We start from the raw sequence: 15,095 nt of genomic DNA, 5'->3' as shown, positions 1-15,095 counted from the left end.
TGTGAAGTGAATGAGTATTCATTCAACTGAGAGGGGTGCTCTTATGAATCTAGTCCAACGTGTCCGTGAGACAGCGAGTGCGCAGCCGGAGAAGACGGCGTACCATTTTGCGGGCAAAGATACGTCCTATGCGGAATTCGACCAGTCGGTGGCGCGGTTCGCCGCCGCTTTGGAAGGCCTTGGGGTCGGCCGCGGCGACAATGTCGCGATGCTGCTCGGCAACACGCCGCATTTCCTGATCACGCTGTACGCGACGATGCGTCTCGGTGCGACAGCCGTGCCGGTGAACCCGATCTATTCGCCGGATGAAATCTCGTACATCCTGCAGGACAGCGACGCGAAAGCGGTCGTTGCGCTCGAGCAGCTGCTGCCGCTCGTCGAAGCCGCTTCCGTCCGGCTGCCGGCAATCGAGTCGTACGTCATCTGTGAAACGACAGGGGAGACGGCTGCGAAAGTGACGGAGCTGTCGGAAGTCGCGAGGTCGAAAACACGGCTGTTCTCCCATCTGATCACCACAAGTACTGCCGCCGCCATGCCGGTCGATCCGGATGAAAATGAAACCGCTGTCATCCTGTACACGTCCGGGACGACAGGCCGTCCGAAAGGCGCCATGCTGACGCACAAGAACCTGTATTCGAACGCTGCGGACGTCGGCGAATATCTCGGGTTTTCTTCCGAAGACCGGGTCGTCGCGACGCTGCCTGTATTCCATGTATTCGCCTTGACGGTCGTCGTCAACGCGCCGCTCGTCAAAGGGGCGACGATCCTGCTTGTGCCGCGCTTCAGCCCGGGGGACGTATTCCAGACGATCCGGGAGCAGAAGGCGACGATCTTCGCCGGTGTGCCGACGATGTACAACTTCATGTACCAGTATCCGGAAGCGTCACGCGAAGACTTCGAAACGATCCGGCTTGCGATTTCCGGAGGTTCATCGCTGCCCGTCGCGCTGCTCGAGAACTTCGAGGAGAAATTCCAGGTGAAGATCTCGGAAGGCTACGGACTCTCTGAAGCCTCGCCGGTGACGACGTTCAATCCGCTCGACCGCGAGCGTGTGCCGGGCTCGATCGGCACGTCGATCCTGAACGTCGAGAACAAAATCGTCGACGAACTGGGGGAGGAAGTTCCCGTCGGACAGGTCGGCGAACTGATCGTCCGCGGCGACAACGTCATGAAAGGCTACTACAAGATGCCTGAAGAGACAGCGGCAGCGCTCCGCAACGGCTGGCTCTACACGGGGGACCTGGCCCGGCAGGACGAAGACGGTTATTTCTACATCGTCGACCGCAAAAAGGACCTGATCATCGTCGGCGGCTACAACGTCTACCCGCGCGAAGTCGAGGAAGTGCTGTTCCAGCACCGCGATCTCGTCGAAGCGGCGGTGCTCGGCATGCCGGATCCCGACTTCGGGGAAGAAGTGCTCGCCTACGTCGTGAAAAAGGAAGGCAGCGACGTGACGGAAGCCGAGCTCCTCGACTTCTGTACGAAGCGGCTCGCGAAGTACAAAGTGCCGAAGCACATCGAGTTTCTGGATGAACTGCCGAAGAACACAACCGGCAAGATCCTCCGCCGCTCGCTGCACGACCAGGTGAAATCTTAAGGGAATGAGGAAAAAGACCGCCGCGGCGGTCTTTTTTGTGGTGGTGGGCGGCGGGCCGGCGAACCGCTCAATTCAGGCGGCGAAGCGCTCAATACTGCTGCCGAACCGCTCAATTCCCGCTGTGACCGCTCCATTCGCACGGCTAAGTGATCCATTCCCTTGCAGAACCGCTCAATTGCCGCTCCGGACCGCTCCATTCCGCATCTCCAGGGTGCCTGTGCACGACAGCCATTCGCGTCCCTCCGCGAATTGTGACGTGTACAGACACCCGGGTCCCGTGAAAACCAAGATTGAATGGTCGGGCTCCGCTGCGCTGCGCCTTTTCTGTTGGGATGGCGGCTGGGCAACCCGCCCGCTTATCACGGCGACCCGCCCGCTTACCAAGGAACCCGCCCATTCCGCCTGGGTAACCCGCCCGATTGCCGCGATAACCCGCCCGTTTCCCCGTCCCCGGGGTGCCTACCCAGCCACCCGAACAAAAAATTCCACAAATGAAAGAAGGAGAATTCCTCCGGCTGTCGAAATAGATGGAATCAAGGGGGGATCCAAATGACAACGAAGCAATTGGTGCAAAAAGAGGATTTATTCACACTGAAATCCGTCACGAACCCGGTCCTTTCGCCAGACGGCACAGAAGCGGTGTTCATCGTCACACAGATCGCCAAGGAAGAGAACGCCTACCATGCGCATCTGCATCATCTCGACATCGAAAGCGGCACATCCGCCCAGTGGACGTACGGCAAAGAGCGCGTCTCGCAGCCGCAATGGTCGCCGGACGGCAGATCGGTCGCGTTCCTGTCGACACGCAACGAGAAGAACCAGCTGTACGTCATGCAGGCAGCAGGCGGCGAAGCTCGCCGGCTGACAGATTATGAGACGGGCGTCAACAGCTTCCTCTGGTCGCCGTGCGGCACGAAGATCTGGCTCACGAGCACACTTGAGGACGGCAAGACGTTCACGGATGAAACCGTGAAGGACGACAAAAAACTGCCCGAAGCGCTCCGCGTCACGACGATGAAATACAAAGCGGACGGCGCCGGGTTCGTCAAGACGAACCGCCACTCGCAGATCGGCTGCCTCGATATCGACAGCGGCGAAATCACCGCTTTCACCGACGAGCCGTTCCATCATTCGCTCGACGCCATCTCGCACGATGGCAGGAAACTCGTCATCGGCGTCAACCGGAACGAAAACAAGGATTTCGACTTCAGCCAGCCGCTGTTGCTTGTCGATATCGAGACGAAGGAAGAGACGACGCTTGTCGATGAACAAGGATACTTCGGCGGCGCTGCCTTCTCGCACGACGACCGGTATATCGCGTATGGCGGTTCTGATAGGACATTCGAAAACGCGACACACGGCGAGCTCTATGTATACGACAGCACAAGCGGCACGACGCAGAAACTGACAGAAGCGCTCGACGCGCCGCTCGGTGACGCGGTCGTCGCGGACCATCAGCAGGGGCCGAACCCGCCGGAAGCCGTCTGGACGGAAGGCAATTATCTGTACTTTGCGGTCTCCGTGATGGGCGACGTCCGCCTGTACTTCGCCGACCTCGACGGCAGCCTGTACCCGGCGTCCCCGGAAGGCGAGCACGTCTATGACTATGATGTGGCGAAAGACGGCACGTTCGCGCTCGCGGCCATCACCGATCCGGTGAACCCGGGTGAGCTGTACAAGCTCGACATCGCAACGGGCGAAAAGACGGCGATGACGTCATTCAATGAATCCTATGTGACCGACACCGTGCTCGTCCAGCCGGAAGCGATCCAGTTCGACGGCGCGAACGGCTATACCGTCCACGGCTGGCTCATGAAGCCGGCGACGTATAAAGACGGCACGAACTACCCGCTCGTCGTCAACGTCCACGGCGGCCCGCACGCGATGTACGGCAACTCGTTCTTCCACGAAATGCAGGTGCTCGCAGCGCAAGGATGGGGCGTATTGTACATCAACCCGCGCGGCAGCCACGGCTACAGCCAGGGATTCGTCGACGCGGTGCGCGGCGATTATGGCGGCGGCGACTACCAGGACATCATGGACGCGCTCGACCATGTGATCGCAGAAAACGACTGGATCGATACCGGCCGGCTCGGCGTCACGGGCGGCAGTTACGGCGGCTTCATGACGAACTGGATCGTCGGCCACACCGACCGCTTCAAAGCGGCGGTCACCCAGCGCTCGATCTCGAACTGGATCAGCTTCTTCGGCGTCTCGGACATCGGCTACTACTTCAGCGACTGGCAGATCAACGCCGACATGACCGACGTCGACACACTATGGCAGCATTCGCCGCTGAAATACGCGGAAAACGTCAAGACCCCGCTGCTCATCCTGCACTCGGAAAACGACCTGCGCTGCCCGATCGAACAGGCGGAACAGCTGTATATCACGTTGAAGAGCATGCACAAGGAGACCGAATTCGTCCGCTTCCCGGAATCCGACCACAACCTGTCGCGCACCGGAAAGCCGAACTTGCGCATCACCCGCCTCGACGAAATCACCGGCTGGTTCGAGAAGTACTTGTAAAAGGAAGACGCCTGTCCCGGGTTTGAGGGGGCAGGCGTTTTCTGCTGGCTTCACGAGTCAGGATCGTCAGACGCGGGGGCAGAATCTTCCGGTTCAGCAGCCATCCGCTTCAGGGCAAGTGCGGCTTCAAGCTTCCGGGCGAAAGCCTCTTCCAGGCAGCAGGCACTTTCAAGTACCTGACTCACAGACTGATTGAATTCCGCCGTTTCACACGCTGTCGCGGATGTGTCTTCATTGAAATTCTTGATGAGCTCGTATTCCCGGAACAGAATCCCGGACAGCAGGGCTTCACCTACCAGGGTGGAGACGATGATCAGCTCGGCGAGTCGGTCGTTGTCGGTGTCGAGATGATCCACGATGCTTTGAAGATCCTCCAGCAGCTGCAGTTGGTCCACAGGCGTACACCTCCGTAAGGGATCGCTTTGTCTGGATACTGCTAGGATATGCTGGCAAATCGTCTTTGGCTGGGTATGCGTCAGCTGGCAATTGGTTGAAACGAACAAAGACGCCTGTCCCGGGTGAGGGGGCAGGCGTCTTCTGTCAGAGGCAATTACCGGCGGACTGAGCAGCAGTCACCTGTTTCAGGGGTATCTGTTTCCGCACCGACTTGTTTAAGATCGATCGCAGCTTCGATTTTCCGTGCGAATGCGTTCTCGAGGCAGCATGCGCCTTTCAGCATTTCACCGACGGAACGGTTGAATTCAGCTTTTTCGCATGCAGTCGTTGTTTCGTCGTCATTGAAGTTCGCGAAGAGTTCATATTCGCGGAACAAGATACCGGAGAGAATCACTTCGCCGAGCAACGTGGAGACGATAATGAGATCCGACAAGATTTCATCATCAATATCCCAATTGTTTGTTACGTTCTGCAATTCACGCAGCATTTGCATTTGGTCCATGGTCATTCACCTCCTTTGAAATTTGCTTTGTCCGGACACTGTCAGTCTATGCGGCTGTTGAGCTGAGGAGCTGGACAACCGTCTGAGGACGATGTTCCCAGATGAGCTGCGGGGGAGTCGGCTGTTGTGAAAGGAGGAGCTGGTCATCCGGACACTCTCAGTCTATGCCGCCGATCCGTCAGCGTCTGGACAAGCATCAGGGGCTCGGAAACTTTCGTTTCTTCAGGAATTCGTCAACCTGCCGGCCCCTTCACTCTTACCATATGTCCGGAGTGGAATGTGAACTGGACAAGTGTCCGCGGACAACTGTCTCAGCAGGCGGAAACCTTGGGGCGACTGCGTTTTGCGAATGATTCATCCGAACACTGTCATCCTATGACGCCGGCAGACCACAGTACGGGACAGACTGTCAGGGACAAACTTCTTACGGATGTACGCCATATCGATTTATCCGAAAGCGTTTACAAATGGATAGCAGATATTGTAAGATACAAGTATCCGAAAACGGCAGACCTTTCCAATGTTCCGGACCAAGCCAGTCCAATCCGGAGCAGCGGGAACGAACGGAGGAGAATCGAGTGGGAGTCCACAACGTAATGGAAGACGTCGTCCGCGACACACTGATGACGTACAAAAACAGCATGAACCTGGCCTGCGACTGCGAGCGCTGCCTCAACGACATCATGGCCCTCGCCCTCAACGACCTGCCGCCGCGCTACGTCGCCAACTCAAAATTCAGCCCGTACATCCGCGCCGAACACCAGGCCGACCGCCAAGGCGCCACCAACATCATCACCGTCATCGCGAAATCCGCAGCCAAAGTCTCCAGCAGCCCACGGTGCGAGACGTATGCACAGACTAAACAGCATAACTAAAAGACCGAAGCCGCGGGGGCTTCGGTCTTTTGTCATTCTATGAGTTTTGGGCAGTGCATGTGCCGCTGAACCCGGGTGGCTGTGCATGCCACAATTCGCGGAAGAACGCGAATGGTGTCACGCAGCAGGCACCCTGGATTTTTTCTCTTGATCTTCTCTTTTCCCTTGAACTTTTCTTTTTCTTCCCCTCCCACACAGAGGAGGTTGCCGGGTCCTCCACGCTCCGTTGATCGAAGCGGAGGATGGCGACTCCTGGGGGATAAGCGAGCAAGTTGAGACCCCACAAGGAGCGGAGCGACTGAGGAGGCTCAACGCTCGCCCCCCGGAAAGCGCCATCCGCAGCGCAGATCAACATGTTCACTCACTTACTTCCAACCAGTTACTTCAATAACCCCAGCGACTCCTGCAGCGAACTGTTCACATGCTTGATCAGCAATTCGTCGCCCTTCTTCCGGATATCCTGGCTCACGAAATTCATCATCTCCTGCGCCATATCCGCATCCTCCAAATACGCCAGCGACTTCGTCAGGTTCACCTCGAACACGCCCGCATTCGACAAATGATGCTGCAGCGACTCCATCTGCGACCCGACCTTCGTCAAATGCCCCGTCACCGTCCGGATCGCACTGTCGAGCGTACTGATCAGCGCCTCCGCATCGTCCTGCGTCGCAAGAGTTGCACCCTCAAGACCAAGCGCCTTCGCCGACACATCGAACAGGCTCACCTTCAGCTGCTGCGTCGGATTCGCGCCCACATGCAGCGTCAGCTCCATATCCTCCCCGAGGATCTTCTTCGTATTGAACTCCAGCTTGCCGGCCGTATCATCGATCGCCGCAAGGATCTGTTCCAGCTCCTGCCCGCTCGCCGCCCGGTCGGAATCCGTATACGTCCCGTTCGCCGTCGAAACCGCGAGCTCCCGCGCCCGCTGGAGCAGGCCGTTCACGTTATTCATCCCTTCATTCGCCGACTCGAGCACCGACAGCCCGTCCTGCATATTGCGCTGCGCCTGCGAAATTCCGCGGATCTGTGCCCGCATCGTCTCCGAGATCGCCTTGCCCGCCGCATCATCCGCGGCCGTCGCGATCTTCAGGCCGGTCCCGAGATGGCGAAGCGACTTCTCGATCTGCTTATCATTCCGCACCCCGCGGTTCGCCGCCGACTGAATCAGCTCCTGGCTGTTGATCCGCATATACTCCACCTCATTCGAAATAATTGTTGTCCCTAGGTATATCGGCGTTGATTTGTAAAATTGAACGCTTGCTTGCCGATATAACGAGGAGAAGGGAGGCGGACGCGATGATCACCATCCGCCAGGCAGCCCATGCCTACCGCCGGGCGAACGCGGCATCGCTCCCGCCGCTCACCGCCGTCTGTCTGGCGCTCGAAGTGGCGGGGGAGCAGCTGCATAACGCCCGCGAACAGCTGGCGGCAGACAATCCGGACTGGCGCAGCGCCGTCCTCACCGCACAGAACCTGCTGTTCGAACTGATGGCCATGACCGACGCCTCCACCGAAGAAGGCGAACGGCTCCTGACCCTCTATATCTATGCCAATCAAACCTTGGTGACCGCGTCGCTGCAGGCAGACGGGGGAGCGCTCGCGGAAATCGAGACCATCATCAGCAGCCTGCACAGCGACTGGCAGGCTGTGCGGGCGGGGCAGGTTTTACCGGGGCAAATCTGAGCCGCCGGGGGACAGATTGCTGCACCATTCGCGTTCTTCCGCGAATTGGGCGGCAGCCTGTCCCCCTATGAATGGAATCACCCATAAGCGGCGGGATATCCCCGCAGACACGGCACTATGCTTTTGACACGTCCCTCAACCCGGGGTGTCTGTGCATGCCACAATTCGCGGAGAGACGCGAATGGTGTCACGCAGCAGGCACCCTGGTTTTTTCCCTGCGTCTTTCAACAGGAAATGCGGAGCGGCAGCGGAGCCGACCATTCCATCTTGGTTTTGATTTGGGGAAGGGCACTTGGCGCGAACAGGCGGCGTGGGGAAGGAAGAGCGCTCTCGCGGGAATGGAGCGGTCAGATAGGTGAATGGGTTGGTCAGCCGGGCGAATGGATCGCTTCGCCAGTCGAATGGAGCGGTTGTGGTCGGAATGGATCGGTTCGCCAGGGGAATGGATCACTTCGCTGCCCGAATGGAGCGGTTCCCTCCGCATCCAAAACAAAAAAACCCGCCCGCAGGCAGGTTCTCCATCCATCTCTCCATCATTTCCCCTTAAAAACAGGTTTTCGCTTCTCCGCGAACGCGTCCAGCGCCTCAATCCGGTCCTCCGTCGGGATCGTGGCCTCGTACGCTTTCCGCTCGATCGTCAGGCCTGTCGCGAGGTCCGTCTTCATCCCCTGTTTGATCGCGAACTTCGCCTGCTGCAGGGCAATCGGTCCGTTCGCGAGCAGTTTCTCCGCGAACTCCTGCGTCCGCTCCTTCAGCAGCGCCGCTTCCACCGTCCGTGTCACAAGACCGCACAATGCCGCGTCGGCCGCATTCAGCCGAGCCGCCGTCAGAATCATCTCGAGCGCCTTCGCCTCACCGACGAGCCGCGGCAGCCGCTGCGTACCGCCCGCACCCGGAATGATCGCGAGCCCCGTTTCCGTCAGCCCCATCACCGCTGTGTCCGCCGCGAATCGGAAATCACACGCCAGCGCGAGCTCCATCCCGCCGCCGAACGCGAATCCGTTGATCATGCAGATCGTCGGCTGCGGCATCTGGTCGATCGCCGTGAACACTTCGCCCATCTTGTTCAGGTTCCGCTTCACGTCCTGATCACTCAGCGTCTTCCGCTCCTTCAGGTCCGCCCCGACACTCAGCGCCCGGTCGCCCGCTCCTGTCAGCACGGCCACCCGCACTTCCGGATCGATCCGCACCGTTTCGACAATTTCCCCGAGTTCGCGAATCATGTCGTAATTGAACGCATTCATCGAATCGGGACGATTCAGCATAATCCACGCAATTCCGTCATTTTTTTCATAATGAATTGTATCCATTCCATACACCCCCATGTACTGATATGACACGTTTTTAACATACCATTCCGCGAACCGGATTTCCAGAAAGGGAGGGAGTGGTGAAAATGTCACCTTGCAATCTAGTGCTAATTTGCTACAATATAGGTAAATTGACTGCGGATAGGTGGAATCTTTCAGTGGAAGCAAGCGTATTTGTCGGCAGACAGCCGATCCTCGACCGGCAGGGCAACTTGTTCGGCTATGAATTGTTATACCGGAACAGCGAACTGAACCGGTTCCCGGACGTCGACCCGGACAAGGCGACGATCGGTGTGCTCCTCAATACGTTCCTGTGCATCGGTGTCGACCGGGTCGCCGGCAGCCACCCGTCCTTCATCAACTTCACCGGCGAACTGCTCGCACATGACATCATCGACCGGCTTGACCCGAAACGAGTCATCATCGAAGTGCTCGAAACGGTCGAAATCACGCCGGCCCTGATGACGCGGCTGCGGAAGCTGAAAGCGAACGGCTTCCGGATCGCGCTCGATGACTTCATCCTGTCGAAACAGTACGAAGTCGAAAAAGGGCTGTATCCGCTCGTCGACTACATCAAAGTCGATTTCATGCAGTCCGGCCCGGAAGAACGCCAGCGCATCCAGAACTTCATCCGCATGTACCCGAACGTCCGGCTGCTCGCAGAGAAGATCGAGACCGAAGTGGAGTTCGAAGAGGCGAAGAAGGCAGGGTACACACTGTTCCAGGGCTACTTCTTCGCCACGCCGGAAGTTGTGAAGGGAATAGAAGTACCGGTGATCGAGGAAAGCAACATGCTCGTCATGGAACAGCTAAACGCGGCACTCCCAAGCATCCGCGACATCGCGGCGCTCATCACGCACGACCTGTCGCTCACGTACAAGCTGCTGCGCTACATTAACACCTACGCATTCGGCGTGCCGCGCAAGATCACGTCGATCCACCAGGCGATCGTGCTCATCGGCCTGCAGGAGACGAAGAAATGGCTGTACATCATCACGTTCCACCAGATGGGCGAAGGGGAGGGCATGGGCCGGACGAAGGCGCTCGTCGATTACTCCCTCGTCCGCGCGAAACTGTGCGAACTGCTCGCACGCCGCGCCGGCTACAAAAACTCCGACGAATATTTCCTGACGGGCATGTTCTCCCTGCTCGACGTCATCCTCCACAAAGGATGGGACGAAATCACTAAGGAGATTCCACTCGCCGAACAGGTCACGGATACACTGACCGGCGGCGACACGGAGCTTGCGCCGTTCCTCAAGCTTGCAGAAGCTGTCGAACGGCTCGACATGGATACCATGGAAGCCTTGAGCGCACAAGTCGACATCCCGATGGACGAGCTGTGCGTGTACTCCCAGCAGGCGAACCGATGGGCGCGGCGGATGGAATGAATTCTTTTTCACTTTCCGCAAGATAGCGTTTCCTTATTCTGCGGCAATTCGGTAGAATAGGTGCAGGAGTTGATGAACATGAAAATTGCAGTCGTGACAGACAGCACAGCCTACTTACCGAAAGACTTGCGCGAACGGCTCGATATCCATGTCGTTCCGCTCGCGGTCACCATAGACGGACAAGATTACGATGAAGAGATCGATATTACGACAAATGAATTCTACGACAAGGTGCGGGGCGGCGGGGAACTGCCGAAGACGTCGCAGCCGTCCGTCGGCCAGTTCGCAGCGAAATTCAAGGAGCTGCATGACAAGGGCGCGGACGCGATCATTTCGATCCACCTGTCGAGCGGCATCAGCGGCACATTCACAGGCGCCGTCCAGGCGGGCGAACTCGCGACAGACGTCGACGTCCGTGCCTTCGACTCGGAGATCTCGTGCTACATGCAGGGGTTCTATGCGATCCGTGCCGCCGAGATGGCGAAAGAAGGGGAGCCGCTAGACGCCATCATGGCGGAATTGGATGAAATGAAGAAGACGATGCGCGCGTACTTCATGGTGGACGACCTGTCGCACCTGCAGCGCGGCGGAAGGCTTTCCGGTGCACAGGCGTTGATCGGCGGCCTGCTGCAGGTGAAGCCGATCCTGCACTTCGTCGACAAAGTCATCGTGCCGTTCGAAAAGATCCGGACGCGCAAGAAAGCGATGAAACGGATTGCGGATCTGCTCGGCGAAGACGCGGCGAAAATGCCGCTCGAGGCGGCGATCATCCACGGCAACTGCCCGGAGGAAGCCGACAAATGGCTCGCAGAACTGAGCGCGCTCTATCCAGACGTGCAGTTCAACATCAGCTACTTCGGTCCCGTCATCGGCACGCATCTCGGCGAAGGCGCGATGGGGCTCGGCTGGGTGAAACGCCGGGCCGATTCATAATTGACAACTGAACAGACAAGGGGTGTTGCGGATGAACAAAGCATTCGATCCGGCCGTCAGGGACTTCCTCGACGGCCGCGTCTGGCTGCGTCTGCACACCCCTTTTTTGCGTGAACAGATCGATAGTCATATCGAACAGGGCTTCATCTCCGTCCAGGACGGCGTCGCAATGTCAAAAAACCGTATCGGCCAACAGGAGTGCAAATGCAATCGCTGTGAGAATGAAAACCCGAATCTCTTCACGCAATTCAGCTGCCTCGCCTGCGGCGGCCCGTGCGCCTACTGCCGCAACTGCCTGCAGATGGGGCGCGTGTCGTGCTGTACGGAACTCATCCGCTGGAGCGGGCCGCCATCGGACTATCCGACGGAGCACGCACTCGCCTGGGCGGGTACCTTGACACCGCACCAGCAGAAAGCGTCCGACGAACTGCACGAAAGCACGGAACTGAAGCGGCCGCACCTGATCCACGCCGTGTGCGGCTCGGGGAAGACGGAGATCCTGTTCGAACCGATCCACCGGGCGCTGTCGAAAGGGCATCGCGTCTGCCTCGCAGCGCCACGCGTCGACGTTATTCTGGAACTTGAACCTCGTCTGAAAGCTGCGTTTCCTGACACCGTCGTCGAAGCGCTCTATGGCGGCGCGGACGTCAAACGCTTCGACGCCCAGCTGATCCTTGCGACCACTCACCAGCTATACCGGTTCGATAAAGCATTCGACGTGATCTTTGTCGATGAAGCCGACGCCTTCCCGTACACCGCGGAAGCAACCCTGCAGCACGCCGTGCGAAAAGCGGCGAAACATGGTGCACCGATCCATTTCGTAACTGCGACACCGTCCGACAGGCTGCTCGCGCAAGTCCGCAAGACCTGCGCAGTTTCGACAATCCACCGGCGCTACCACGGCCACCCGCTGCCCGCGCCGCGCAACGCTCCGCTCTGGAACTATGCCAAGCAATTGAAGAAAGGCCGTATCCCGAAACCGCTTCAGGAGTGGATCAAAGACCGTCTCGACCGCGAAGAACCGTTCCTCATTTTCTTCCACGAAATCGATCTCATGACGACAGCCGAACCTCTCATCCGAGCACTCGACGACCGGATCCGTGCCGTCCATTCAGCTCATCCCGACCGGAAAGAGCACGTCAAAGACCTGCGGGCAGGGAAAATCCCGGGACTGCTGACGACAACGATCCTCGAGCGCGGTATCACGATCAAAAATGTCCAAGTCGCCGTCGTCGGCGCCGAACAGGGCATCTTCGACCGGGGCGCACTCGTCCAGATCGGCGGCCGTGTCGGCAGAAACGTCGACTTCCCAGCCGGCGACTTCGTCCTGTTCCACGACGGCATCAGCTACGCGATGGACGCCGCGAAACGCGAGATCGACCGGCTCAACAGAGGAGGGACCCGATGACGACCGTATGCCTGCTGTGCATGAAGCCGATCGGCACCGTCCTGTCCTGGCAGACGCTGCTCAATCTCGAAAAGAAGAAGACACTTTGTGACGGCTGTTCAAATCGCTTCGTCCGCGCCGACATAATAGAAGAAGGCACCGTGCTCGACCGCGTCCATTCGCTGTACGCGTATGATGAACCAATGCGCGACTGGCTGCACCAGTACAAGTTCCTGCAGGACGTTGCACTCGCGGACATCTTTGCGGAGGATTTGAACAAAGCACTCAGCGGCGAAGACATCATCGTACCGATTCCGATGCATCCCGAGCGCGCCGTGGAGCGCACATTCGCCCACGTCGACACGCTGCTCGACCGTTCGAAGCGTCCGTTCCGGCAGCTGCTCGAGAAACGCACGCTCGCCGTCATGGGCGAGAAGAACCGGCGCGAACGGCTGGCGATGGAGCCGCTGTTCCGCCTGAAGCCGGGAGCGGTCATCGAGCCGGTGACGTACCGGCTCGTCGACGACATCTACACGACGGGCACGACACTGCGCCAGGCCGCGCAACTGCTGAAGGACGCAGGCGCTGTGCGCGTCGAAGCCGTCACGCTCATCCGGTCCGTACAGAAATGAACGTATGAAAACTGACTTGAACTGAACTAGGAGGAAACGATATGGCAGAACTGCGAAACTGCCCGTCATGCGGCGAGTTCTTCAACTACACCGGCGTACGGGAAGTATGCCACCGCTGTGGCATGAACGAGGAGAAGATCTACGAAGAGGTGTACCGCTTCCTGCGCAAGCGCGAAAACCGCGCCGCGACGATCGAGCGCATCGTCGAAATGACCGACGCGACGGAGTCGATGCTGCACAAATGGGTGCGAAAAGGCCGGCTCCAGCCCGCCATGTTCCCGAACCTCGGCTACCCATGCGACAACTGCGGCGCGCTGACGACGAAAGGCAAGCTGTGCGACACATGCACCGCCGACCTCAAACAGGACCTGAAGACGTTCGAAGCGGCCACCGAATTCCGCGAAGCGATCAAACAGAACGACCAGGCCACCTACCTCTCCAGCCGCAAACCGCGCTGACCCAAAGACTGCCAAAGAGTCCGCACCTGACTTTCCGAGGCAGTCTTTTTATAATGGGGAGAGGGGATAAACAAAGCCCGCCGGCCTGCGCTCCAGGCGTACGCTTTCCGGGGGGCTTGTCCTCAGCCTCCTCGTCGCTGCGCTCCTGCGGGGTCTTCGGACTGCGCTGATCCCCCAGGAGTCGACGCCTTCTGCTCCGGCCTGCTCACTTCATTGAAGACAGTCAGTTAATAAGCCAAGGCGGCAAAATAAAGTTCAATGAACATCACTGAGTTGATCGGAGTGCAGGGCGGCGACTCCTGCGGGAAAAGAATGAGCTGAAGACCCCGCAACGAAGCGTAGCGAAGTGAGGAGGCTGAAGCCATGCCCGCGGAAAGCGTCCGCCCGAAACGCAGATCAACGTGCATACGCAACACTCTGGTTTTTTTCAAGAAAGAAATTATGACAAGTTGTAAAGCGCTAACAAAGTGATAGGTATCACGAATTAGGTAACCTTGTGAACACATTTCGTACGAAAGACCCTTTAAAACCCGGCAATCCGTCCGAAATAGTAAGTAACAGCCATTATTACAGGAAAGGGGCGAGAACCAATGAAAATCAACAACCACCACGTGCAGCAGGTCAACCCGTACCGGGCCAACCAGACCAAAGCCGAGCAAGTGAAAATGCAGGAAGCAGTACCATCAGACAGCCTCCAGATTTCAAAAGAAGCAAAAAAACTGTCCGAACCGAGCCCGATCGCAGCCCAGCGCAGCGACAAAGTCAGTGCACTCAAAGCGCAGATCCAGGCCGGCACCTACAAAGTCGACGCGGAACAGCTCGCTTCGGATCTGATCGGCTACTTCCACCCGAAAGCGTAACGCGCAGTCATCACACCAAAGAAAGCAGGGAACCCCATGACACTGGAAGCGATCCTCACCAACATGGACCAGCTCGAAAAACTGCATAGGAGCCTGCTGCGCATCGCTAACGACAAGACGAACCGCATCAAACAGAACGACATCAGCGCGCTCGACCAGCTGCTGAAAGACGAGCAGGCGCACCTCGCTGCCATACTGCAGACCGACAACGCGCGCGAGCAGGCGGTCATCCGCTTCTTCACGGAACAAGGACGTCCCGTACCGCTCAAACCGTCCATCAGCGACGTACTCGAACTCACACAAGAGCCCGATCACACACGGCTCAAGGAGGCGAAGGACCGTCTCCTGCAAGCGATTCATGAATTGAAATGGCAGAACGACCTGAACCAGAAGCTCACGTACCAATCGCTTCAATTCGTGAATCTTTCGCTGGACGCGGTCCGTCCCCGAACGGACTCCGTCAACTACACAAAAAAAGAAATCCAAGGCAACGCGAAATCATCCGACCTGACGTCGTTCGACTCGCACGCCTGAGGGGGACA

The 15,095-nt window shown here is 58.2% G+C and carries 15 protein-coding genes; 11 read left to right on the top strand and 4 right to left on the bottom strand.

The features are described from left to right. The first annotated feature begins 43 nt into the window (after nucleotides 1-43). Both BN1190_RS12035 and BN1190_RS12030 read left to right on the top strand, forming a co-directional pair. Entirely contained in the window at nucleotides 44-1,597 is a 1,554-nt protein-coding gene (locus BN1190_RS12035) for a fatty acid--CoA ligase family protein (protein WP_040287116.1), read from the top strand. Between the two features lie 549 nt (nucleotides 1,598-2,146). Then, nucleotides 2,147-4,126 (top strand): S9 family peptidase, encoded by a 1,980-nt coding sequence (locus BN1190_RS12030; protein ID WP_040287115.1) that lies wholly within the window; start codon nucleotides 2,147-2,149, stop codon nucleotides 4,124-4,126. Nucleotides 4,127-4,176: 50 nt separating this feature from the next. On the opposite strand, the gene BN1190_RS12025 is transcribed toward BN1190_RS12030, so the two are convergent. Then, nucleotides 4,177-4,521: a hypothetical protein gene (locus BN1190_RS12025; protein ID WP_040287114.1), complete on the bottom strand. Its 345-nt coding sequence runs from the start codon at nucleotides 4,519-4,521 to the stop codon at nucleotides 4,177-4,179. A 155-nt stretch (nucleotides 4,522-4,676) separates the two neighbouring features. Further along, nucleotides 4,677-5,024, bottom strand: coding sequence for a hypothetical protein (locus BN1190_RS12020; RefSeq protein ID WP_040287113.1), 348 nt, complete (start codon nucleotides 5,022-5,024; stop codon nucleotides 4,677-4,679). A 578-nt stretch (nucleotides 5,025-5,602) separates the two neighbouring features. Between BN1190_RS12020 and BN1190_RS12015 the strand changes: the two genes are divergently transcribed. After that, nucleotides 5,603-5,899, top strand: coding sequence for a late competence development ComFB family protein (locus tag BN1190_RS12015; protein WP_179860783.1), 297 nt, complete (start codon nucleotides 5,603-5,605; stop codon nucleotides 5,897-5,899). A 379-nt stretch (nucleotides 5,900-6,278) separates the two neighbouring features. Here the strand turns inward: BN1190_RS12015 and BN1190_RS12005 are convergent, their stop codons facing one another. Next, nucleotides 6,279-7,088, bottom strand: a complete 810-nt coding sequence (locus tag BN1190_RS12005) for a flagellin (RefSeq protein WP_040287110.1) — start codon at nucleotides 7,086-7,088, stop codon at nucleotides 6,279-6,281. A 47-nt stretch (nucleotides 7,089-7,135) separates the two neighbouring features. Between BN1190_RS12005 and BN1190_RS12000 the strand changes: the two genes are divergently transcribed. Next, entirely contained in the window at nucleotides 7,136-7,582 is a 447-nt protein-coding gene (locus tag BN1190_RS12000) for a flagellar protein FliS (protein WP_144036096.1), read from the top strand. Nucleotides 7,583-8,115: 533 nt separating this feature from the next. Here the strand turns inward: BN1190_RS12000 and BN1190_RS11995 are convergent. Beyond that, nucleotides 8,116-8,892, bottom strand: coding sequence for an enoyl-CoA hydratase-related protein (locus BN1190_RS11995; protein ID WP_040287108.1), 777 nt, complete (start codon nucleotides 8,890-8,892; stop codon nucleotides 8,116-8,118). 158 nt (nucleotides 8,893-9,050) lie between these two features. On the opposite strand from BN1190_RS11995, the gene BN1190_RS11990 reads away from it, so the two are divergent. The 7 genes from BN1190_RS11990 to BN1190_RS11960 all read left to right on the top strand — a co-directional run bounded on the left by BN1190_RS11990 (nucleotide 9,051) and on the right by BN1190_RS11960 (nucleotide 15,087). Further along, nucleotides 9,051-10,283, top strand: coding sequence for an EAL and HDOD domain-containing protein (locus tag BN1190_RS11990; protein WP_040287107.1), 1,233 nt, complete (start codon nucleotides 9,051-9,053; stop codon nucleotides 10,281-10,283). 78 nt (nucleotides 10,284-10,361) lie between these two features. Next, entirely contained in the window at nucleotides 10,362-11,216 is an 855-nt protein-coding gene (locus BN1190_RS11985) for a DegV family protein (RefSeq protein WP_040287106.1), read from the top strand. 31 nt (nucleotides 11,217-11,247) lie between these two features. Continuing rightward, entirely contained in the window at nucleotides 11,248-12,624 is a 1,377-nt protein-coding gene (locus BN1190_RS11980; protein ID WP_040287105.1) for a DEAD/DEAH box helicase, read from the top strand. After that, on the top strand, nucleotides 12,621-13,235 hold the full coding sequence (locus BN1190_RS11975; RefSeq protein WP_040287104.1) for a ComF family protein: 615 nt from the start codon (nucleotides 12,621-12,623) through the stop codon (nucleotides 13,233-13,235). Before BN1190_RS11980 ends, BN1190_RS11975 begins: the two co-directional genes overlap by 4 nt. A gap of 41 nt (nucleotides 13,236-13,276) precedes the next feature. Continuing rightward, nucleotides 13,277-13,693 (top strand): TIGR03826 family flagellar region protein, encoded by a 417-nt coding sequence (locus BN1190_RS11970; protein ID WP_040287103.1) that lies wholly within the window; start codon nucleotides 13,277-13,279, stop codon nucleotides 13,691-13,693. Between the two features lie 590 nt (nucleotides 13,694-14,283). Continuing rightward, the gene (gene flgM, locus BN1190_RS11965; protein WP_040287102.1) at nucleotides 14,284-14,553 is read left to right on the top strand and encodes a flagellar biosynthesis anti-sigma factor FlgM; all 270 of its coding nucleotides are present in this window, start codon (nucleotides 14,284-14,286) and stop codon (nucleotides 14,551-14,553) included. 36 nt (nucleotides 14,554-14,589) lie between these two features. After that, on the top strand, nucleotides 14,590-15,087 hold the full coding sequence (locus tag BN1190_RS11960; protein ID WP_040287101.1) for a flagellar protein FlgN: 498 nt from the start codon (nucleotides 14,590-14,592) through the stop codon (nucleotides 15,085-15,087). Nucleotides 15,088-15,095 lie beyond the last annotated feature (8 nt).

It is taken from the genome of Sporosarcina koreensis, from assembly GCF_000826145.2.
Lineage (GTDB): Bacteria > Bacillota > Bacilli > Bacillales_A > Planococcaceae > Sporosarcina > Sporosarcina trichiuri.
Note: the sequence above shows the minus strand (reverse complement) of the source record. Positions and strands in the feature narration are given on the sequence as shown.